This window comes from Centipeda periodontii DSM 2778, assembly GCF_000213975.1.
Taxonomy (GTDB): Bacteria; Bacillota; Negativicutes; order Selenomonadales; family Selenomonadaceae; genus Centipeda; species Centipeda periodontii.
This window is the reverse complement of sequence record NZ_GL892076.1, coordinates 1,068,476-1,091,419: the sequence shown is the minus strand read 5'-3', so window position 1 is coordinate 1,091,419 and position 22,944 is coordinate 1,068,476. Positions and strand designations below refer to the sequence as shown.

Below are 22,944 nucleotides of genomic sequence, written 5' to 3'. Positions count from 1 at the left end.
CTTGACAAAAGTGTCTGAATTATATTAAAATCCCAAATAGGGTATACCTTTAGAACTCCCCTAGCCGTTTCAAACCTTCTGTATTTTTATCTATCTGTAGTAGGAGGAAAAAAACATGATTGTTGGCGTTTCGAAGGAAATCAAGAACAATGAGTTCCGCGTCGGTATGACTCCCTCGGGTGTCGAGGCGATGCGCCGTGCTGGTCACACGGTCCTGATCGAAGAGGGTGCCGGCGTTGGCAGCGGCTTCACGGATGCCGATTACAAGGCTGTTGGCGCTGAGATTCTCTCGGACAAGAAGGCTCTGTTTGATCGTTCGGAAATGATTGTTAAGGTAAAAGAGCCGCTTGAATCCGAGTATGACCTCTTCCATGAGGGGCAGATTCTCTTCACCTACCTCCATCTCGCAGCTGAACCCGCTCTGACGGAGGCTCTCCTCAAGAAGAAGGTTGTCGGCATTGCCTATGAGACCGTTCTCGGCAAGAGCGGCCGCGGACTTCCCCTGCTTGCTCCGATGAGCGAAATCGCAGGTCGTATGTCCGTCCAGATCGGTGCACAGTTCCTTGAGAGCCGCTATGGCGGAAGCGGCGTCCTGCTCGGCGGCATCGCAGGTGTTGCAGCGGGTCAGGTCGTCATCATCGGCGGCGGCAACGTCGGCACGAATGCAGCGAAGATCGCTGTCGGGCTCGGCGCACGCGTCACGATTATTGACCTCTCGATCGAGCGTCTGCGTTATCTCGATGAGATCTTCGGCGGTCGTGTCGTCACGGAGTACTCCTCGAGCTACAACATTGCAAAGTGGGTCAAGGAAGCAGACCTCCTCATCGGCTCGGTTCTCGTTCCGGGCGGTCGTACGCCGACACTCGTCACCGAGGACATGATCAAGACCATGAAGAAGGGTTCCGTCGTCGTCGACGTTGCCATCGACCAGGGCGGTTCGATCCAGACCTGCGACCACTGCACGACGCATGAGAATCCGACATTCGAGAAGCACGGCGTTGTCCACTACTCCGTCGCGAACATCCCGGGTGCCGTTTCCCGCACCTCCACGCTCGGCATCACGAACGCAACCATCGAGTATGCTCTTGCGCTCGCAAACAAGGGCTACAAGGCAGCACTCAAGGAGGTCCCCGGATTCAAGTCCGGTCTCAACACCATCGACGGACATCTCACGAACGAGCCCGTTTCCAAGGCTCTGAACATTCCGTTCAAGTCCATCGATGAGGTCCTTGGGTAATTCTTTTCTCTGACTGCTGAGGGGCTGTTTCACTCCCATATGCTTCCCATATGTGCTGTGAAACAGCCCCTTTCTTAGGGAAGCACTGATAAATTCAGCTTATCAGCGATTCCTTAGATAAAAACTGAAAAGAAAGGCTTGGAGGTCTTTGTATGTTTTTTAAGAAGAAAACACTGGAGGACTTCAGTGCACAGCGCGAAGGCAGCGGAATGCTCCGCACGCTGAGCACTCTTGACCTTACCTTCCTGGGCATCGGCGGCATCATCGGCTCTGGCGTGTTCGTTCTGACCGGTATCGGGGCTGCACGGTATGCCGGTCCCGGTATTGTATTATCGTTCATTGCCGCAGGTCTTCTCTGTATGCTGGTGGGACTTGCCTATGCGGAGCTCGCATCGCTCATCCCCGCAGCGGGCAGCGCGTATGCTTATACATTCGCATCGCTCGGTGAGGGCATGGCGTTCCTCTGCGGATGGTCACTGATCATCGGCTACATCGTTACCGCAAGTGCGGTTGCCGTCGGTTTCTCCGCCTACTTCTCAGGAATGATGGCGTCCCTCGGGATGGAGATACCGAAGGCACTCCTCACAACGGCGCCCGAGGGTGGCATCATCAACCTCCCCGCTGTCATCATTACCATGCTCATCGGCGTCATCCTCGCACACGGCACGAAGGAGAGCTCGCGTCTCAACACGATCCTCATCTCGCTCACCCTGTGCGCAATCGTCGCTTTCGTTGTTGTCACATCCCCCCATATGGACATGGCAAAGAATATGGATCCGTTCCTGCCCTTCGGCGCCGGCGGCATCATGACGGGCGCTGCGGTCGTGTTCTTCTCCTTCATGGGCTTCGATACGGTTGCAACCTCTGCTGAGGAGTGCAAGACGCCGGAGAAGAGCCTCCCGATCGGCATTATCGCATCGGTCTTTGTCTGCCTCTGCATCTATTCGGTCGTGGCATTCGTCCTCACGGGCACAGTCAACTACACGGATCTCGATCGCGCAGATCCGGTGGCATACTGCCTCCGTCTCATCGGCTACACAGGACTGGCAAACCTCGTCACCGTCGGCATCCTCTTCGGTATGATCACGACGCTGATCGTCTACATCTTTGGTCAGGCGCGCGTCTTCTATGCGATGTCGCGTGACGGCTTCCTGCCCAAGGCAATGGCGAACATCCATCCGAAATACGGCACGCCGTACTTCATCACTCTCGTTGGCTCCGTTATCATTGCCTTCATTGCCGGCTGTGTCCCGATGCTCTACATCGTCGAGCTTGCGAATACCGGTGTTCTTGCAGCATTCTTCATCGTCTTTGTCGGTCTGATTGCTCTGCGCCGCAACTCCCCTGATCTGCCGCGTACGTTCACCTTCCCGCTGCTCTACATCCTCGCTCCGATCGGTATGGCAGTCTGCCTCTACCTCATCTGGGCGCTCTCCCTCGTGACGAACATCACGTTCATCGTCCTGATGATCCTCGGTTTCTTCTTCTACAACAGTTATGCGCCTTCGCATCGCTGTTGGGAAAGAAAATAATCGGCAAATGCCATAAACAGCTTGACAGCCCGTCCACATGGACGGGCTGTTTTCATCTGCAAGCCATATGAAATGTCTTGGGAAGCACTGATAAATTCAGCACCATCATCTTGGCGCATCTTTTTTGCCCGCTTTTCGTCGGCAAATCCTCCACAGAGCACCACTCTGCGTCCGGTTTGCCTCCTCAACCGGACGAAAAAATCTACGCCAATCTGACGGACTTCATTTTATCAGCGATTCCCTTGGACAAAGAAAAATATTGCGTAAATGGATGCGATGCGCTAAAATGACATGGCTAAACAGACAACCATGTGATTCGAAAGGAAGTGCCCTATGCCCAGTCGTGCGGCGTGGGTCGAGATCGATCTCGGAGCGATTGCCCACAACTATAAAGAGATTCGCAGATATACGCGAAAAGATGCAAAACTCTGTGCTGTCGTGAAGGCGGATGCGTACGGACACGGCGCAATTGCCGTTGCGCGCAAGGCAATTGCCGCAGGTGCGGAGTATCTGGCGGTCGCCACGATCTCTGAGGCACTGAAACTGCGTGAGGCGGGATTCACAGCACCTCTCCTCATCCTCGGTCTGACGAAGCCGGACAGTTCCTTTGACATCGTCGACGCCGATCTCACGCAGACCGTCTGCCGTCTCGATCTCGTGCAGGCGCTCTCAGCAGAGGCAGTTACGCAGGGAAAGCGCGTCAAGGTTCATCTTGCGATCGACACGGGGCTGGGGCGCATCGGCGTCCATCCTTCCGAAGCTGCCTCCTTTGCAAAGGAGATTGCTGCACTGCCCGGAATTGAAATCGAGGGGATCTTCTCTCACTTTGCAATTGCCGATATCGAGGACAAAACATTCTCTTGGGAGCAGATTCGTCTCTTTCAGGAGGCATATGAATCCATCGAGGCGGCGGGCATTCACATCCCGATTCGCCATATCGCCGAGTCGGCAGCGATCCTCGATCTGCCGGACGTGCACTTCGATATGGTACGCGCGGGCATTCTGCAATACGGACTGTGGCCGTCGGATGAGGTCACACGTCCGCTGAACCTGCGCCCCGCGATGAAGTTCTGCGCCCGCATTGTCTACATCAAGACGATTCCTCCGGGCACCTCCATCGGCTACGGACGCAACTTTATTGCAGAACGCGAGAGTCGCATTGCAACCATTTCGGTTGGCTATGCAGACGGTTATCTGCGTGCCTATGCGGGCGGCTATGTCGAGGTACGCGGCAAACGTGCGCCAATTGCAGGGCGCATCTGCATGGATCAATGCATGATCGACATCACAGACATCCCGGACGCAAAACTCGGTGACATCGTGACGCTTTTCGGCTCGGAAACACTCACGGCAGATGATCTTGCACGCTGGGCAAACACGATCAGCTATGAGGTACTCTGCCTCGTATCAAAACATGTCTCGCGCATCTATATGGCCTGATATACAGATCCTGGGGCTGTTGCATGAAGTTTTCCAGCTTCGTGCAACAGCCTCTTTTTAGAGCTTGAGTTTACAATCTAAGTGCAACACTTTCTAGATTGAATGAACATTTTCCGCATGAGCTCCATCATTCCCATTTGTGAAATTCACCTATTTATGATAGAATGAAAATGTTTTGGGATGTTTCGGGAGGGCGTGTATGAACGGCAGAAAGAACACTCCGTGGATCGCCCTCGGAAATGCATTCGTGCTCGTCTCGGTCGCTGCCTTGACACTTGTCCTGACGGCGTTACTGCTTGCGCGGGTGGGAATGCCGTTCACAGAGGCATATACGGTGAGCATGATCGCCTGTATTGCAGGAACACTTGCCGTCTCACGCAAGGAAAGAACGCTCATTGCCCTCCCCTCACCTGCTATCACAGCATGGCTCGTCTACGAGGAAATCATCGCGCACGGTCTCTCGTGGCAGGAAGGGCTCGGCATTGCAGCTGTCATTTCTTTGATCGGAGCATTCCTCACACGCACAAAGTGCATCCATTCATTGACGGATGCACTCCCACCGATTGTCCGTATAGGTCTTGTGCTGAGTCTTGGGGTTGCGATGTTCCTGACTGCGGCGCTCTATGCGCGCATACTTCTGCCGTCGCCATGGGCGCTGACCATGGGCGGCACGCTCAGCGATCCCCTCACCTACTTTACGCTGATGGGCATTCTGCTGGTATTGCTCCTATGTGCACGAAACGTAAGTGCAGCTCTGCCGCTCGGCATGCTCGCAGTCGGAGTGCTCACATGGGCAGAGGGCTTCTGGGAGATTCCCGCAGCGCCCTTTCTCGAACCCGAACTCAGTACAGCTGCATTCGCCCTAGTGCTCCCACAGTCCGATCTCCTGTCGGCTGCGGCACTCGGACTGACGCTGCTGCTCGCCCTGATGATCGAGAGCACGGCAGTGCTCACCGCACGGGGTGATGCGGCAGATCAGCGGTCCACATTTACGCGGCTCTTTGCCGTCAGCGGCTGCATGAGCTTTCTCGGCGCGTTTCCACTGACGGTCGCGCCGATCTCTGCCGCCCTCCCGGAGGGAGGAGAGGAGCATACGATTGCGGGCATTCCACTGACAGCACTGCTCTCTGCATTGCTTATGCTCCTGCTCCTGCCCTGTGCAATACTTATGCAGGCGCTTGCGGATTTTCCCGCCGTTCCTGCAATCGCACTTGCCGTTATGGGGCTCCTTCTTCTCATGCGTGCTTTGTGCATGCTGAGAGATGTCCGGGATTTCACCCTGCGTGAGGGCGCCGTCATTGTCGTGTTCCTGCTTGCGGCATATGATATCAAAACGGGCCTGACAGCGGCACTTCTCATATGGGTGCTGCTCACGGCATCTCGTGGCGAATACCGTCACATTTCCCACTCCACATGGGGAGTGACAGCGTTGCTTGTCACTTTTTTCCTGCTGAAATGGATTCTTATAGAGGCTTTTCGCCTCTAAATATAAATTGGGAGGTTCATCTTTTGCGAAAAGCTACTATTCTGCGCGGCTCTCTTGCCGCAGCCCTTACGGGATGCTTCATTCTGACAATGACCGGCGGCGAGGCACGCCGCGCACACGATCCGAACACGACGACAAAGGTTCGCACCGAACGCGGTGCGCAGCCGGAGGAAAAAAAGGATTTCCGTATCCGCATCGACGCACTCATCAAGGAGGCGGAGGCGGCAAATGCGGTGACTGTGGAAAAGGCGAAAACACAGCCGCTCTTCAGCGTCCCTCAGACGCTCTCGGAATACGACACAGCGATCATTGGTACACCGCTCGCAAGTCAGGAGCAATGCGTAGACTATCTCCTCAGCGTGAATCCATATCCCGAAATCTCCGTGACGCCGCGTGAGCTTGTTGCTTACTACTACGAGGAGGGTGAGCGCGAGGGCATCCGCCCCGATGTTGCCTTTGCGCAGGCACTCAAGGAAACGGGTTTCTTCCGCTACGGCGGCACGGTAACGCCCGATCAGAACAACTACTGCGGACTCGGCACGACAAGCGCAGAGGTGAAGGGTGCCTATTTTGCCACCTCGCAGATCGGTGTGCGTGCACACATCCAACATTTGCTCGCCTATGCATCGACGCGTGAGCCCATTACGCCCGTCGTCGATCCCAGATATAGCCTCGTACGGGGCGTCTACGGCACAAATACACTCGGAAACTGGCAGGATCTCAACGGACGTTGGGCAGTCCCCGGCGACTCGTATGGGCAGAGCATCCTGTCGATGTTCCGCGCAATCCTGCGCAAATAGAGAAGGAGAACCGAAAGATGATCACCGTCAACAATCTGAGCCTGCAATTCGGCAAGCGCGTCCTCTATAAGGACGTCAACCTGAAATTCACTCCCGGCAACTGCTACGGCATCATCGGTGCGAACGGCGCGGGAAAGTCCACCTTCCTCAAGCTCCTCTCGGGCGATATCGAGCCGACAGGGGGCATTGTAGACATCACACCGGGCGAACGCCTTGCCGTCCTGCAGCAGGATCACTATGCCTACGATGAAGTCGAGGTATTGCGTACGGTCATCATGGGACATCCGCGCCTCGTGGAGATCATGGATGAGAAGGATGCTCTCTACGAAAAGCCGGACTTCTCCGACGAGGACGGCATGCGCGCCTCAGAGCTTGAGGGGGAGTTCGCGGAACTCGACGGTTGGAACGCAGAAACCGAAGCAGCGCAGCTGCTCAACGGTCTCGGTGTGCCCGATGCAAAGCACAATCTCAAGATGAATGAGCTCTCCCCCGCAGAGAAGGTGCGTGTTCTCCTCGCCCAGGCGCTCTTCGGCTCACCTGATATTCTGCTCCTCGACGAGCCGACGAACCACCTCGATGTGACCTCGATCAACTGGCTTGAGAACTTCCTCGCGGACTTCCCGAACACGGTCATCGTCGTCTCGCATGACCGCCACTTCCTCAATCAGGTCTGTACCTACATCTGCGATGTGGACTTCGGCAAGATCTCCCTCTTTGCCGGCAATTACGACTTCTGGTACCAGTCCAGCCAGCTTGCGCTGCAGATGGCAAAGGACGCGAACAAGAAAAAAGAGGAGAAGATCAAGGAACTTCAGACCTTCATTCAGCGTTTCTCGGCAAATGCGTCGAAATCCCGTCAGGCGACCTCGCGCAAGAAACTCCTCGATCGCATTACCCTCGACGACATCAAACCGTCCACGCGCCGCTATCCGTACATCGCCTTTACGCCGGATCGCGAGGCAGGCGATCAGCTCCTGACCGTTGAGGGACTCTCGAAGGAGGTCGACGGCCGCCAGCTTTTCAAGAACGTCAGTTTTACACTCAAGAAGGGCGATAAGGTCGCCTTTGTCGGGCCGAACGGCGCAGCAAAGACCATGCTGTTCAAGATCCTCATGGGTGAGGAGGAGCCAGACGAAGGCACCTTCAAGTGGGGTGTTACAACGACACAGACCTACCTCCCCTCCGATAACAACGCCTATTTCGACGGCGTTAAGCTGAACCTCGTCGACTGGCTGCGCCAGTACTCGAAGGATCCGGACGAGACCTTCGTGCGCGGCTTCCTTGGGCGTATGCTCTTCTCGGGCGAGGAGAGCCAGAAGCGCGCCGAGGTGCTCTCGGGCGGCGAGCGCGTGCGCTGTATGCTCTCGCGCATGATGCTCTCGGGCGCAAACGTCCTGATCTTTGATGAACCGACGGATCACCTCGACCTTGAGTCCATCACCGCACTGAACAACGGGCTCATGTCATTCACAGGCACGATCCTCTTCGCCTCGCGCGACCACGAGTTTACGCAGACCGTCGCGAACCGCATCATCGAGATCACTCCCGTCGGCGTCGTCGACCGCATCTCCACCTATGACGAGTATCTCAGCAACGAGACCGTAAAGCAGCAGCTCGCAGAGAAGTATAAAGCTGCGGAATAATTTTTTGTAGTGAACAGATAGCCGCATGTGCCGCATGTTGCTCCTATGATCAGTGATTCCTTAGCACGATCACTTGCGTAACGAGACGTTCGCGTGGAGCACATCGGCAAAAGTTCTATGCCATTCGGTCGGGAGGTGAGATCATGCTGGGGACACTATTACAAGGGACAGAGAACAAGAACGCCGCCCTGCGTCTGCGCGAGATCGTCACTGTCCTGCGCCGTCACGACATCGTGCATGGTCTGACCCCTGAGAAGCTGCGCGCGATCTTCGAGGATCTCGGTCCTACCTTCGTCAAGTTCGGGCAGATCATGAGCATGCGCCCCGACTTTCTCCCGACCGAGTACTGCGACGAACTCATGAAGCTGCAGACAGGCGCACGCCCGCTCCCCTTCCCCGTCATTCTCTCCATCGTGGAGCAAGAGTACAATAAGGAATGGAACAAGGTGTTCCGCATCATCGACAGCACACCGCTCGGCTCGGCAAGCATTGCGCAGGCGCACCGTGCGACCCTCACCTCGGGTGAGGAGGTTGTCATCAAGGTGCAGCGTCCCGGCATCCACGAAGTCATGCGTATGGACCTCATGCTCATGAAGCGCGCCGCGACCATCATTCGCCTTGTCAACCGTGACAATAATGTCGTGGACTTCCGTACGCTCATGGACGAGATGTGGAACATCGCAAAGCAGGAGATGGACTTCCTCATCGAGGCGGGACATATCGAGGAGTTTGCCCATCTCAACCGCGAGAACCCGTTTATCTCCTGCCCGCGCGTGCTGCGTGACCTCTCCACCCAACACATCCTCGTCATGGAGTACATCGACGGCATCCCTCTCGATCAGACCGATGCCCTGCATGCAGCGGGCGTCAACATCACGCAGATTGGGCGCCGCCTCGGTGAGAACTACGCGAAACAGATCATCGAGGATGGCTTCTTTCACGGCGACCCGCACCCCGGCAACATCCGCGTGCGGAACGGCACGATTGTCTGGCTCGACCTCGGCATGATGGGACGTCTCAGCAACCGGGACCGCACGGCACTGCGCCGTGCGATTTTGGCGCTTGCAACGCATGACACCTTCGAGATGAAGGCTGCCGTCCTCGCGCTCGGCATTGTCAAGGGGCGCATCAACCACGCCCAGCTCTATCAGGACATTGACGTCATGATGGAGCAGTATGGATCCCTCGATTTCACCGATGTGCACATGGGCGTCCTAACGAATCAAATCCTTGGCATCCTGCGTATGCACCACATTGGCTGTCCGAGCGGACTTGCCATGTTTGCGCGCGGCGTTATGACGGTCGAAATTGTCATGCGGCGCTGTGCCCCCGATGTCAGCTTCCTCGATATTTTCGCGCGCAGTCTCTCCTTGGGGCTTGTGCAGGGCATGACATGGCGCGAAGGAATTGCAAAGGCACGGCAGGAGGGCATCATGCTCCTGCGCAAATCCGTTCAAATTCCCGAGCAGTTTGCCGATCTCCTCAAGATGACGCTTGGCGGTCAGGCGAAGCTCAACATCGATCTCACAGGATCGGAGGAACCCGTTCAGCGCCTCGACAAGATGATCAACAAGCTCATCATCGCTCTCCTATGCGCGGCACTCCTCATTGCCTCAAGCACCATCTGCACGACGGATATGAAGCCGCAGATCGGCGGCATCCCCTTTCTTGGCATCCTCGGCTATCTCATTGCATTCATACTAAGCCTGCGGCTCATCTGGGACATTCATAAGGGAGTGTAGCATATGCGTGGTATACGAGGCGCCATCACGGTCGGGCGCAATGACAAAGAAGAAATCTGGCAGGCGGCGCAGGAACTCGTCGGTGAACTGCTGCGCACAAATGATATTACCGCCAATGATATCGGTGCGGCGATCTTCAGCGTGACCGAGGATCTGACGGCGGCATTCCCGACGGCAGGCGTGCGCCGCATTGCGGGCTTTGACCTCGTTCCCCTCTTTGATGCGCGTCAATGCGCCATCGAGGGCAGTCTCCCGCGCTGCATCCGCGTCCTCCTCCTCGTCAATACAGATCTGGCGCAGTCGGCCATCCATCACGTCTACCTGCGCGCGGCGGCAAATCTCCGCCCCGATCTTGAGGGATAACGACACACAAAGAGGCTGTTGTACGAAGCAAGAAAACTTCGTACAACAGCCTCTTCGCATGCGTATCTTTTATCCGATCGGGTGCATGACGATCTTAGTCGCCTCACCGCCCTTGAGCAGATGATACGCCTTATCCCACTCGTCGATGCCAACCTCGTGCGTGATCATCTTGTCCGCGTCAATCTTGCGCTCGCTCATGAGCCTGAGCGTCGGTTCCCAATCATGCGTGTTCTGGCTGCGGCTGCCGACAACGGTCAGTTCCTTCTGGATGATCTTGGAGAAATCGACCGTCACTTCGTTCTTCGCAAAGAGCCCGACCTGCACATACTGTCCGCCCTTCTTGAGGAGATCCATGCCAAGCTGCATGGAGGGAACCGCGCCCGTGCAGTCATAGCAGACATCGGCGCCATAGTCCTCGGTGAGGGAGTTTACAATCTCCTTGACATCTTCCTTCTGCACGTCCACAATGCGCTCCACACCGAATTTTTCCTTCGCAATCGTGAGGCGTCCCATATCCTGCGTCAGACCGGTCATCACAACGCGTCCACCGTATGCCATGACGACCTGCGCTACGAGCAGTCCGATGGGACCGGGTCCGAGGACGAGGACAATATCCCCTTTCGTGATCTTCGCTTTATTGACACTATGATACGCGCACGCCGCCGCCTCCGTGATGGATGCCTGCCGCGTCGTCACGTTCTCCGGCAGGATGTGCAGACTCTTTGCACGCGTGAGAATGTACTGCGCCATGGCGCCGTCCTGCTGCGTACCGAGCCCCTTGCGGCTCGAGCAGAGATTGTACTCCCCGCGCTCACAGTAGCGGCAGTGTCCGCAGATCTCAAAGGTTGTCTCGGAGGTCACACGGTCACCGACCTTCACATTCGTAACGCCCGCGCCAACTTCGGCGACGACACCGGCAAACTCATGACCGATCGTCAGCCCTTCGGCATCCACGTTGTAATGCCCCTCGAACGTGTGAAGATCACTGCCGCAGATGCCGATGTATTCCACGCGAATCTTGACCTGTCCCTCGCCGACAACGGGCTCCGGCTTATCAATCACATTCCAGTTGCCCGCGCCCTTCGCGACCTTGACCAATGCCTTCATGATAGTTCCTCCTATCGCCTGTGTAAAGGGCAGGGACGCCTGTTCTCACGAACCTGCTCCCTGCCCCATGAAATAATATCTGCTCAAGCGAACAGCGATATCAGCTTAAAGATAATGAAATTGACGAGATTACCCGCTTGGTCGATGCTTGAGATGAGCGCAGCACCTTCCGGCATCTTGAAGTTCGCCGTGACGCCCATCGATGTCTGAAACTCTGCCAGTGCTGTACCCATCAACAGGCAGACGCCGATCACAACCAAACCGCTGAGAACTGAGTGAATGATGTTGCCGCGTGCAGCCGCAACGATCATTGCGACAAAGAACGGGATCGTTGCCAGATCGCCGAAGGGCAGCATATTGTTCCCCGGCAGAATGACGGCGAGCAGCAGCGTCAGCGGAACGAGGATGAGTGCAGTTGCGATGACGGCAGGATGCCCCGTCGTCACAGCAGCGTCAAGACCGATGTAGAGCTTGGAGTTCTCGGAGTCCTCACCGAAGCGCTTCTGAAGGAAGTTGCGCGCTGCCTCGGAAATGGGAATCAACCCTTCCATGAGGAGCTTCACCATGCGCGGCATGAGCACCATGACACCCGCCATCGCCATGCCGACCTGAATCGTTTTTCCTATATCATAGCCGGCAAGAGCGCCAAGAATACATCCGAGAATCAAGCCCATAAAGATCGGCTCGCCGAAGATTCCGAAGCGCTTCTGGATCGTCTCGGGATCAGCCTTGAGATCCTTGATGACAGGAATCTTCTGAATGAGCCATATGAGCGGGATACCAATGAGGGAGTTCGCCATTGTCGAGCCGGTCGGGACGGAAACACCCGGCAGGTCATAGTATTTCTCCATGTAGGGTGCCGTCCAGTCCGCAAGCTTCAGCATGGCAATCTCAAAGAGCACCGCTGCCAGAATGGCAAGCGGAATGCTGCCGTTGATCGCATACACACATGCGCCGCAGAACGTAAAATGCCAGTAGTTCCAGATATCGACGTCCATCGTCTTGGTCGTCTTCGTAATGAGCATGATGAAGTTGACAAGGAGGCCGATGGGCAACATGATCGCCGCAATCGGAGAAGCCCACGCAAGACTTGCAGAGCCCGGCCAGCCGATGTCAATGATCGTGAGATTGATGCCGAAGCGCGCAACCATGGCCTGTGCCGCGGGACCGAGATTATCGACGAGCAGTGCGACGACGAGACCGATTCCGACAAATCCGACGCCGATGGTAAGTCCGGAACGAAATGATTTCGCAGGACCAAGACCGAAGCCAAGACCGATAAAGAAGATGAAAACCGGCAGGATGACTGTGGGACCAAGTGCCAAAAATGCCTGCACCAGTGGAGTCAAAGTTTCCATGAAATATTCCTCCTTCTTTGGACGCAGAGATGAACAAGCCCCTGCTACACCCGTGCGCCCGAACAGACCGTCTTTGTACTATTTTTGAAGCTCAGCGAGAATCTCCGCCTTCGTCTTGTCGAGACCCATTCCTGTGAGGAAGGGGCGTCCATTGATGACCGGGAACTTGTACTGATCCTTATCCACGACTGTCGTCGTGATGAGCAGATCCGCGCGATCCGCGTAGCTCGGCACTTCCATGATCTTGCACTGGATGACCTCAATCTGGATTCCGTTGTCCTTCGCCAGACTCTCAAGTGCGGTATTCACGACCGTCGATGTGGCAATGCCCGTTCCACATGCGACCAATACGACCTTCTTGTCATTTGCCATGATGCTCACTCTCTTTCTACAATCAATAATCACTCTTCTACCTTCGACAGACGCTCTCTGACGAACGTACAGATCTTCCGCGCCGATTCACCCGTTTTTACGAGCTTCAATGCATCTGCATCCTGCAAAATCCCCATCAAGTTTTGCAAAAGGGTCAGCTGTGCGTGTGCCTCCTTCATCGCCAGCATGAAGATGCAGTCCACGGAAACCGTCTCCGTATCGTCCCCCATGACGATGAAATCCACTGGCTTCTTGAGACGCGCAATGCAGACCGCAGGTGTATTTACATGCTCCACATCCGTATGCGGAATTGCGACGCCGCCCATTACCGTCGGCAGACCTGTTGCAAAGACCTTCTCTCGCGCAACAACCGCATCTGCATAACTGTCCTTTACATAGCCCTGCTCATGCAGTCGCTGTGCCGCCTGACGCAGCAGATCGAAATTGTCCTCTGCCTCCACATCCAAGAGTACAAGGTCCTCACTGAGTGCAACATCCATGATCTCCCCTCCTTTCGACGTATCCTTCAGAAGCAAATTCATTATACCGAGCAGCAAATTCCCATCATAGGCATATCTCTTTCCTGAAATATTCCTGAAAAGAGGAAATATTAGAAAGGCTTTCCGTTTTCCATTTCCGCAATGATCCATCTGTATGACATTCACTGCGGCAATAAAAAAAGGCGGTCATAAGACCGCCGTGAACTCCTCGAGAAATCTCTCATAGGATTTATGTTTGAGCAGGGATTCCAATCCATGATGTTCTTTGATGAACTCGTAGAGTTTGAGAAAGAGCTTCTCCCAAAGAGCTGCTTTCGTCTGCTCAATATTGAGCAGAAAGACGACACGCACGGGGAAATCCTCCCAATGTACCGGATCTTTTAGGATGAGCACGGAAATATTCGAAACGACACATTCCGTAGAGATCGCATGCGGTATCGCAGCAAAATTTCCAATACTCGTCGAGGACATACGTTCGCGTTCAAATACGGAACTCTTTCCTTCTGCATCCATCCATCCATTTGCAACCGCTTCATCCGTGAGAAACTCCAAGCACTCTTCGCGTGTACGGAATTCTCGATCCACATAGAAGCTCTCTTCACGAAAGAATTGCCGAACGATCTCCGCATCTAGAACATCCTGCTTTTGGAACATGATGCGCTGGATCTTCTCAATATCATCCGTGCGCAGCATATGGTTGACGCGGATGATTTTCGGGGAATCCATCATAAGCGGAACGGTGGAGATAACATAGTCTGCCTCCTCCACCATCTCTGCCGTCAGCTTGTATGCGGGAAGAACACTGATGACGTGGATGCTGCCGCGAAAATGCTCTTTCAGCTTTGCCTTCATGAGGACGGAGACGCCAAGACCTGCCGAACACACGACATAGACATTCTTCGGATGTTCCTCCTCGGCCATACTGTTCCGACTCATCGAAGCACCGAAATGCAGGGCAATGTAGCCGATCTCATTCTCGTTAAACTCAATATGGTCGATTTCACGTACCATCTTTGCCGCATATACGGCAATCTGAAAGGCAAGGGGGTAATCCTGCTTGACCGAACTGAGCAGTTCATTGCGGATGTTGACGCGAAATTTCACCCGTGCAATCGCAATGCGCAGGTGAAGCATGAGACCATCCTTTAGGTACTCATCTGCCGTAAAATCAAGCCCAAACTTCTTATCTACAGCAACGAGAACCTTTTCGACAAGCTCCTTCACATGGGCATCATTGACGGTACTGCCGATATCCAGCAGCTTCTTGCCCGTCAGAAGGCACTGTGTGATATAGAACACCTCGCTGTATGGGATGTCCATGCCGGTATAACGAAAGATTTCGTTTGCAACCTCTTTCGCCGCACTGTACTCAAAGGTTTCCTCCAGCTTCTGCGCCATACTGGTACGGCATTCGATTGTGTGTTCCATAGTGGATCTTTGAATGGCAAGTGCTGTCTGTACGGCGAGATCATGACGCGCTGTATCCGTCAACTGGAGATTGCGGATGCTCGCCGTCTGCGACAAAATCTTGTCCATTGCTTCACAGCTGATCTTGTCAAACAGCAGACTTCGCACCCTTTCATCCCGCACTTCATGCAGATAGTCCACGATAAAGCTGCGCAGATCTCCCTCCGCCCCCTCGATGCGCAGACCTTCCGTCTTATACAACACAACCTTGATATCATACTCCGCAAAGCGTTCCCGCGTCGTACTCAGGTAGTTTTTGATGGTCGAGAGCCCAACATACATCTCATCGGCAAGCGTCATCTGCGTAACGGATGTATCCTGCAGCAGGCACTCCAGAAAGCGACTGATGATATAGTTCTGCTGCTCACCTGCACTCGTCAGACCGACGGATTTTCCCTTTCCGTCCACAATGCGCAGCAGATTTTCCGCAGTCTCCTCTCGCTGCAGTTTATAGCCGCGATTGGGCGCAGCGAGAATCTGACACTGCTGATCTGCGAGCATCTCCTGCAGCGATTTGATATCTGAGCGAATCGTTCGAGAGGAGACAGCCAGTCGACGCGCAAGCTCCATGCCGGTCATGCCTTCCGGATTCTTGAGCAGCATTTCTAAAATCTTTTTACACCGTTCCTGCTTCTGCATCGCCATCCCTCCCGCAAATAGGATAATGTAAATAAATTAATTATAGAATCTCTCTGCGGGACTTCATAGATTGATTTACTTCCTTAAATTACGGAAATCCGCTCATACTCTTCCGCATTCCCCTCTCTGAAACAAATTCATCTCCACCGGAAAATGAACAAGACGTGAAAACCTGACATACGAAAAGCGCCGCCGTTTTTCACAGCGACGCCTTTTGTTATGGTGAACAGATTTATCGATTTACAGGCTTATGTCGATTCCGCACACTGCCCGCATGTTCGTTGCACATGCGCTCCCATGCCTCTTCCGGAATATCGCTGACCGCACCGATTGATTTCGCCAGAGAATAGATCTTCATGACCTCCTCCCCCGCCTCGAGAATCGCAACCGCCGCTTCCAGCGTCGGTCCTACCGTGAGGCACCCGTGATTTGCCAAAAGCACGAGATCACGGTTCGCCATCGCGTCCTCGATGCCAGCCGCAATCGCAGCAGTTCCCGGCTGCCCGTACGGCAGACAGGGGATATCCTCGAACAGGAGTCCAAACGTCGTCGAACAGCGCAGGCGAACGTGCTGATTGCAAAACGCAAACGCCGTGAGATACGGCGCATGTGTATGCACTGCCGCATTACAATCGGGACGCGCACGCAGCGCCGCCTGATGCAGAAGGTACTCACTGGAATACTTACAATTCCCGCCGATCTGCGTGTCCCCATCCATCACAGCGATCATCTCCGGCGTGAGCAGGGATTTTCTCTTGCCCGAGGGCGTGATGTAGAGTTTTCCCGTCTCTCGGTCAAGTATGGAGATATTGCCCTCCAGAGAGTTGACCAGCCCCTTCTCATCCAGAATCTTTGCGTAAAATACAACCTCTTCTTCTTTCGTCATGAGATCACCCCATAATATTCACTTTAACAAATATAATATGATACATTCTGATATTGTCAAGAACAGTTGACAAATTTCTCACAAGGGAACGAACGTTTAAGTGGTTGCGGCAATGCAGGCACCGCACTTTTTCAACAAGTTGCTCAGTTCTTTGATGTCACTGCGTACCGTTCTCGTACTGACGCCAAGCACTTGCGCGAGGTAATGGCTCGTGACGAGATTTGTTTTCTCGTGAAAAATTTTTAACAGCGAGATGACACGCCGATTTTGAACCTTCATATGCTCACCTCCTGACATTTTCTATTGTAAACAGAATACTTTTACATTTCCAGTTCGACATTTTCCACAAAATGTGGAAATAGATAACACAAGGTGAAAGCCGCAGAGGCACTCCGAAGCAATCCTCTTCTTTCCGCATAGAAAAAGCGCAGAAGCTTATGCCTCTGCGCTTTTTCTATCATGAATCGTATAAGGTTTTAGGTTCTGGTTTTCTCGTAGTCCATTATTTTCGTCACGCGGTTCGCATACTTTCCGCCAAGCGGCTCTGATGCCAACCAGACCTTTGTGATTTCCCACGCCATCTGGTTTGCAATGACACGGGCACCTAGGCAAAGAATATTTGCCGCATTGTGCTCCCGTGTCATCTGTGCGGAGAAGAGATCCGAAACCAAGGAAGCACGGATGCCGTTGACCTTGTTGGCCGACATCGACATACCGATGCCCGTGCCGCAGATCAAGATGCCAAGTTTATCCTGTGCCGCAGCGACTTCCTCCCCCACTGTGACCGCATAGTCATGCGAGTCTACGGATTCCTCACTGTCTGTTCCCTTGTCAACAATCGTATATCCCTCTTCTTGAAGTTTTTCTTTGAGGAACTCCTTCATGCTCCAACCGGCATGATCTGCCCCCATAACAATCATCGGCTTCACTCACAGTCCCTCCTCACGTCATTCTCTTTTCAGCGCTGACGCATCCACGCGGGAATATCGATGATATCCGTACCGCCAGGGCCTGCATTTGGCTCGACGACGTTCATGCGGCGATTGTTCACTGCATTGCTCCCCGTATTCGGCGGAACAATCGCCGCAGCGGGACGCGCCTGTGCCTGCGGCTGTGCAGTGGGCTTCGGTGCAATAGACGCCGCGCCGCCCATCCCCGGCATCGAGATCCAGTCTGCCGTGAACCCCGTATCGGACGCTGAAGATGAGGCGGCAGATGTGTCGTTCTCCGTCAGACCAAAGCCCGTCGCAACGACGGTGACGCGCACGCTGTCCTCAAGGTTCTCGTCCACACCGATGCCCCAGATGATATTCGCCTGACGTCCGTTCGTCGCATTCATGATGACGCTGTTCAGCCACTCGGATGCCTCGTTGACCTCGAACATGCTGAGTGTCTTGGAGCCCGTGAAGTTCATGATGACGGAGGTTGCACCCTCGATGCTCGTCTCGAGCAACGGCGACTCGATCGCTGCCTTTGCTGCTGCAACGGACGCCCCCTCGCCGCGCGCCTCGCCAATGCCCATAATCGCCGCACCGCCGTTCGCCATTGTTGTCTGAACGTCTGCGAAATCGAGATTGACGACGCCCTGATTCGTGATGAGGTCGGTGATGCCCTTGACGCCCTGCCAGAGCACATTGTCCACCTTGCTGAACGCCTCTGTGACGGGCGTGCTCTTGTCGATGATCTTCATAAGGCGATCGTTCGGAATGGTGATGATGGTATCGACGTGCTGCTGCAGATTCGTGATGCCGGAGTCCGCGTTGCGTGCACGCGTCATCCCCTCATAGGAGAAGGGGCGTGTAACCACGGCAACCGTCAATGCGCCGAGTTCACGCGCACACTCCGCAACGACAGGCGCTGCACCCGTGCCCGTACCGCCGCCCATGCCTGCGGTGATGAACACCATGTCCGCGCCGCGCAGCGCCTCGACGATCTTCTCGCGGCTCTCGGTCGCTGCCGCCTCACCAATCTCGGGACGTGCACCGGCACCGAGTCCGCGCGTACGCTTCTCACCGATCTGAATGCGCAGAGCTGCCTTCGACTGCAAAAGGGCCTGTGCGTCTGTATTGATTGCAACAAATTCGACGCCCTGCAGACCGGAATCGATCATATTGTTTACTGCATTACCGCCGCCGCCGCCTACACCGACAACGATGATCTTTGCAAGTTCTTCAAAGTTATCATCCATTTCGAACACAGCTTCAGCCTCCATATTATATCTGTATTATATTCTTCTTTTCAATAAATAATAATTGTCGTTGCATATTTTACCATGAAACTTACTATTTTTCTATAGCAGAGAAAAATTTTTAGTTGGCTTTGATCTACTTGTGCCGTCCTTTCTTCCAGCAAAAAGCTGCAAGCACTAAAACGAGAATCCATACAGCTGTCCCGATAATATCACCAATGCCGGTGTCAAAAAGAGGAGCCGTCATTCCCACCAAAGACAGGAGCGAAAAAATTATCGGCATACGCCATGTCGCAACACCTCCGCCTGCGCCTTCCACGTACACAAGAGGGCGTTCCTTTTTGCGTCGACTGCGCTGAATCCATCCGGAAAATCCACTGATGATAACAGCGATCACTGCCAAATCGAGAAGCACCCATAGGAGTTTCAGGGGCATTGTGCCGTGATTACGGAGATGGAGCTCACGCAGAAAATCACAAAACGAAAGCCAGCGCGGCATTGTTTTTGTAATATGTGTCAATCCGCTCTCATTGCGGATGAGATAAACCTCCTGCCCGCGGAACATCGTGGGCCGTTCTGCATCCGTCAATGTCATGACGGCAGGTTCTGTCTCACTCCCTGAGGCAAGATAGAGGAGATCCTGTCTTGGGAAATGCATTTTTGCATACGCAAGCATTTCCTCATATTCGATGGGTGATACGTTCTGTATATTGTTTGGAAGTTCCCGCTCCACATCTTCCAAATAACTGTCGTACCCGATGATATAGGCAGCAATCGCTGCGCCGCTCAGTGTCATCACGACTGCCCATATGGCAGTAACCATGCCGAGGAAATTATGCCAGTCGAAAAAACTCCCCGCAGACGTTCCACCGCGCGTTCCGCCAAAAAGTCGCCGCCGCATAAAGGAGAGATAAAGCAAAATGCCGCCTAGTATAGAGAGGAATGCAAGGAAGCACATGACCGTGAGAAAGATCATCCCGCCGCGTCCCATCGACATTCTGATATGCAGATTGTGCATTGTGCTCATAAAATCAGCAAGCGCGGGCGATTTGACATAGGAGGCACGCCACGGGACGAGTGCATCTGTTTGCGGTGCATAGGCAATCCGTATCCTGCGTACGCTGCCGCTCTCCTCCCAACTGAGACTGTAGACCAGTGCGCCGCGCTCCGGATAAGCAGAAATTGCATCCACCTTCCGCCCGGGCATCTCTGCCGCAATTCGATCCAGCCCCGCTTGCGAAGCATCCCATAGCTCGCGCGAGGGCAGCGCGCCAAAATGCGGGCGATCATTAACTTCGTTCCAGCGATAGATGTCCCCACTAAAGATGAGCGGAAGCCCGGTCAAGCAGAGCAGCAGAAAAAAGGCGGCACAGATTGCGCTGATCCAACGGTGAAGACGATAGAGATATTTCATACGAACAATCCTTTTCCAATCATCGGATCACACACATGAGAAAGTACCTTATTCTTTCGTAAATATAATAGCAACAAAGCCCCGCCGGATGGCGAGGCTCCGAACAATCCGCAGATTAGAACGAACACGTTGTACCAAAGGTGTAGGTTCGCTCACTTGCCGCTTCATTTGCATAGAATTTGCGATTGAGGAGGTTCTCGATGCCAAACTGCAGCTTAAAGTTCTCATTGATTTTGTAATTGAGATACAGATTTGTAACGAAGAAGCTGTCCTCTGAGCCATATTCACCCGTAACGGTGTCAACATGCTGGCGCGCGGCGATGTACTGCGCATCCAGCGTGCCGTTAAAGCGATCACGGTTGTACTCGAAGCCGAACCGCATCATATGTTTCGGCAGATACCAGTTCCGGTACGTCACGCCGCCGCTCGTATCCTCCCCGGACTCAAAGGTATAGTTGAAGTACGTCCGCCAGTCGCGATGGAAACGGTGCTTCACCTCGAACTCCGCCCCCTTGATCATCGATCTGTTCATATTATAGTATGCGCGCACGCGATTGCGCGTCGCAATCGTAATCTTGTCCGCAGTATCCACACGGAAGAGTGTCAGCCCGTAGGACGTATTCTTATCAATTTTCTGCTTAAGACCGATCTCATAGGTTCTTGAGATCTCCGGCGTCAGCTCGGGGTTCGCCTGAATCGAGCGCGGACTGTCCCCCGCGCGACGATAGAGCCGGTAGATGGAGGGAGGGTTGAACGACTTTCCGTAGCTCACATAGAGCATCGTATCCTTCTGCGGCTCATAGCTGACGGCGAGCTTCGGGCTCCACGCATGGAACGAAGCATCTTCGTAATCCTTGCGGACAGCATCGATGTAGGAGTACCCATTCTGCTTATCGAAGCGGTCATAGCGCATACCAAGCTGCAGTTTCCATCGCGCATCAAGCGCCAGCTCATCCTGCACAAAAAGCGCAGTAGACATCACGGAGCCGCCGCTCTGCTGGTACGGCTCAGCATAGGTCGAGCCCCAATCCTTCCAACGCAGGAGGTCATACCTGCGGTAGCGCATCTTATCCTTCATCCACGAAAAGCCGGCAAGCAGGGTATTGTTCCCGAGCGTCCACTTTTTCTGCAGATCTGCATTGTAGTTCTTTGTCGGGTATTCTGCGCGATCTCCGGCACCTGTCCAGTCGATACTGGTCGGACGATAGGCGCTGGAGTAACCGTCCTTCCATGTATCGCTGTAACCAATCCCCGCCTTGAAATCGTTCTTCGTGTCCTCGTAGCGCAGCTTGTGAATATCCTGCTCCCGCCTGCCGAGATATCCGAGGAAGTCATCAGGCGTAACACTGATATAGTTGCCGTTCGGCAGCTGCGCAATGCCCGAAAACGTGGGAATGCCGGCAGCGTCACGGAAATAGGTAATGGGATCGTGATAGGAGTACTCGTAGGAGGCGTGCATATAGGTATAGCCAAGCGAACGGTTCTGATCGAATGCATAATTCAAGTCGACGTAGGTATTCTCGCTCTCTTTCTTCTTTGCGCCGCGGCTGCCCACAACGTATTCACCGTAGGACAGCTTCTTAAACGAGCCGGTCGCATCCGGCGTGTAGCCCGTATCATACCATTCCTCTGCGGTGACGGCATGTCCGACCCAGCCGTCCGAGGTGCGATTTTCATAGCCGAGACGGAAGGAAAGATTTTGATCACCGCCCGTGACCTGAAGTCCCCGCTGCCATGTATTGTTGCTGCCGCGCAGAACATCGATCTGCCCGTGAATTTGCTGATGTTTGGCGTCCGCCGCACCTTCCGCCTTCTTGGTGATGATGTTGATGACGCCCGCAACGGCATGACCGCCGTAGAGTGAGGAGGCGGCACCGCGCACGATTTCGATGCGGTCAATGTTGGCAAGAGGGATGGAGTCCCAGTTCACGCCGCCATCAAAAGCGGTATTGAGCATCTGCCCGTTATACATAACGAGGATGTCCGATCCCGAAAAGCCGCGCAGAGTAACGCCGTCCTTGACCTCTGCCATTGGAGAAACATAAATGCCTGCCTCACGCGCCAATGCTTCGCGCAGACTGAACACATGGCGTTTTTCAAGCTCCTTTGATGTGATGACCGTGACATTGGCGGGAACTTTCATGAGCGGCTCCGAAATTCTGGTTGCCGTCACAATCGTCTCGCCAAGATCGCGTCCACTCCGCGAAGAACCGGTGGAGACATTGGTTCCGTTTTCCATGTCATCGGACGATGACGCCTCGACAGCAGGATCACTTTCGGCTGCGCTCGCAATGGAGGTATTGGCTCCTGTCAGAGCGCAGAGAACCGCCAGTGTAAGACATTTCTTTTTCCATGGATACATTTGTGAGAGACTTCCTTTCTTCTCCTAAGAATAAAACGATAACAGAGATCTTTGCATAGAAACAGCCTCCTTTCTCCCAGACGAGAAAAGAGGCTTATTCTTCATCGCATTATGACAAAAGTACAATAGGAAACTTGATGCACCGCAAAATTCGATGCACCGCAATCTCCTCCCCATCGCTCGTAGGTCAATCGGTGATTCTAAATCAGGCAGTTCTCCTGGCTCCAGTTCATCGTTTCTCTGCGCCTTCCCGGGGTTTCCCCAGTGGCACCATGCAGAGGCACTCGCTGTTACAGTGGCGGGACCGCGTCGGCTTTGACCGACTTCCCTATTAAGTCTTGCAACACCTGACCGAACACTATGCTGTTTTTAAGATGCAACCATCTCTTTTAAGGAGAATATCACTCA

General features: G+C 54.1%; 19 protein-coding genes and 1 riboswitch. Of the genes, 8 read left to right on the top strand and 11 right to left on the bottom strand.

Annotation, left to right across the window (positions count from 1 at the left end; genetic code table 11):
• Positions 1 to 115: 115 nt before the first annotated feature.
• From ald to aroH, 8 genes are all read left to right on the top strand, one after another.
• Entirely contained in the window at positions 116 to 1,237 is a 1,122-nt protein-coding gene (ald, locus tag HMPREF9081_RS04790; protein WP_006305906.1) for an alanine dehydrogenase, read from the top strand.
• Between the two features lie 152 nt (positions 1,238 to 1,389).
• Complete coding sequence (locus HMPREF9081_RS04785) at positions 1,390 to 2,769, top strand: amino acid permease (protein WP_006305905.1); 1,380 nt, start codon at positions 1,390 to 1,392, stop codon at positions 2,767 to 2,769.
• Positions 2,770 to 3,102: 333 nt separating this feature from the next.
• Entirely contained in the window at positions 3,103 to 4,209 is a 1,107-nt protein-coding gene (gene alr / locus HMPREF9081_RS04780; protein WP_006305903.1) for an alanine racemase, read from the top strand.
• 199 nt (positions 4,210 to 4,408) lie between these two features.
• Entirely contained in the window at positions 4,409 to 5,695 is a 1,287-nt protein-coding gene (locus HMPREF9081_RS04775; protein WP_006305902.1) for a hypothetical protein, read from the top strand.
• A 23-nt stretch (positions 5,696 to 5,718) separates the two neighbouring features.
• On the top strand, positions 5,719 to 6,495 hold the full coding sequence (locus HMPREF9081_RS04770) for a glucosaminidase domain-containing protein (RefSeq protein ID WP_040394544.1): 777 nt from the start codon (positions 5,719 to 5,721) through the stop codon (positions 6,493 to 6,495).
• Between the two features lie 17 nt (positions 6,496 to 6,512).
• Positions 6,513 to 8,138: an ABC-F family ATP-binding cassette domain-containing protein gene (locus HMPREF9081_RS04765; RefSeq protein WP_006305900.1), complete on the top strand. Its 1,626-nt coding sequence runs from the start codon at positions 6,513 to 6,515 to the stop codon at positions 8,136 to 8,138.
• A 143-nt stretch (positions 8,139 to 8,281) separates the two neighbouring features.
• Positions 8,282 to 9,880, top strand: a complete 1,599-nt coding sequence (locus tag HMPREF9081_RS04760) for an ABC1 kinase family protein (RefSeq protein ID WP_006305899.1) — start codon at positions 8,282 to 8,284, stop codon at positions 9,878 to 9,880.
• Positions 9,881 to 9,883: 3 nt separating this feature from the next.
• On the top strand, positions 9,884 to 10,243 hold the full coding sequence (gene aroH / locus HMPREF9081_RS04755) for a chorismate mutase (protein ID WP_006305898.1): 360 nt from the start codon (positions 9,884 to 9,886) through the stop codon (positions 10,241 to 10,243).
• Between the two features lie 69 nt (positions 10,244 to 10,312).
• On the opposite strand, the gene HMPREF9081_RS04750 is transcribed toward aroH, so the two are convergent.
• The 11 genes from HMPREF9081_RS04750 to HMPREF9081_RS04700 all read right to left on the bottom strand — a co-directional run bounded on the left by HMPREF9081_RS04750 (position 10,313) and on the right by HMPREF9081_RS04700 (position 22,536).
• The gene (locus HMPREF9081_RS04750; protein WP_006305897.1) at positions 10,313 to 11,350 is read right to left on the bottom strand and encodes a zinc-binding dehydrogenase; all 1,038 of its coding nucleotides are present in this window, start codon (positions 11,348 to 11,350) and stop codon (positions 10,313 to 10,315) included.
• An 83-nt stretch (positions 11,351 to 11,433) separates the two neighbouring features.
• Positions 11,434 to 12,708, bottom strand: a complete 1,275-nt coding sequence (locus HMPREF9081_RS04745; protein ID WP_006305896.1) for a PTS galactitol transporter subunit IIC — start codon at positions 12,706 to 12,708, stop codon at positions 11,434 to 11,436.
• Between the two features lie 78 nt (positions 12,709 to 12,786).
• Complete coding sequence (locus tag HMPREF9081_RS04740; protein ID WP_040394541.1) at positions 12,787 to 13,080, bottom strand: PTS sugar transporter subunit IIB; 294 nt, start codon at positions 13,078 to 13,080, stop codon at positions 12,787 to 12,789.
• 29 nt (positions 13,081 to 13,109) lie between these two features.
• Complete coding sequence (locus HMPREF9081_RS04735; RefSeq protein WP_040394539.1) at positions 13,110 to 13,580, bottom strand: PTS sugar transporter subunit IIA; 471 nt, start codon at positions 13,578 to 13,580, stop codon at positions 13,110 to 13,112.
• A 186-nt stretch (positions 13,581 to 13,766) separates the two neighbouring features.
• Positions 13,767 to 15,686, bottom strand: a complete 1,920-nt coding sequence (locus tag HMPREF9081_RS04730; protein ID WP_040394536.1) for a BglG family transcription antiterminator — start codon at positions 15,684 to 15,686, stop codon at positions 13,767 to 13,769.
• Positions 15,687 to 15,918: 232 nt separating this feature from the next.
• Positions 15,919 to 16,572: a class II aldolase/adducin family protein gene (locus tag HMPREF9081_RS04725; RefSeq protein WP_006305892.1), complete on the bottom strand. Its 654-nt coding sequence runs from the start codon at positions 16,570 to 16,572 to the stop codon at positions 15,919 to 15,921.
• Positions 16,573 to 16,668: 96 nt separating this feature from the next.
• A complete protein-coding gene (locus tag HMPREF9081_RS04720) occupies positions 16,669 to 16,851 on the bottom strand; it encodes an HTH domain-containing protein (protein ID WP_006305891.1) in 183 nt (60 codons plus the stop codon).
• Between the two features lie 197 nt (positions 16,852 to 17,048).
• A complete protein-coding gene (gene rpiB, locus HMPREF9081_RS04715; RefSeq protein ID WP_006305890.1) occupies positions 17,049 to 17,492 on the bottom strand; it encodes a ribose 5-phosphate isomerase B in 444 nt (147 codons plus the stop codon).
• Between the two features lie 38 nt (positions 17,493 to 17,530).
• Entirely contained in the window at positions 17,531 to 18,784 is a 1,254-nt protein-coding gene (ftsZ, locus tag HMPREF9081_RS04710; RefSeq protein WP_006305889.1) for a cell division protein FtsZ, read from the bottom strand.
• Between the two features lie 112 nt (positions 18,785 to 18,896).
• Positions 18,897 to 20,174 (bottom strand): PepSY-associated TM helix domain-containing protein, encoded by a 1,278-nt coding sequence (locus HMPREF9081_RS04705; RefSeq protein ID WP_006305888.1) that lies wholly within the window; start codon positions 20,172 to 20,174, stop codon positions 18,897 to 18,899.
• Between the two features lie 115 nt (positions 20,175 to 20,289).
• Entirely contained in the window at positions 20,290 to 22,536 is a 2,247-nt protein-coding gene (locus HMPREF9081_RS04700; protein ID WP_006305887.1) for a TonB-dependent receptor, read from the bottom strand.
• A 191-nt stretch (positions 22,537 to 22,727) separates the two neighbouring features.
• Positions 22,728 to 22,902, bottom strand: a riboswitch (cobalamin riboswitch).
• Positions 22,903 to 22,944 lie beyond the last annotated feature (42 nt).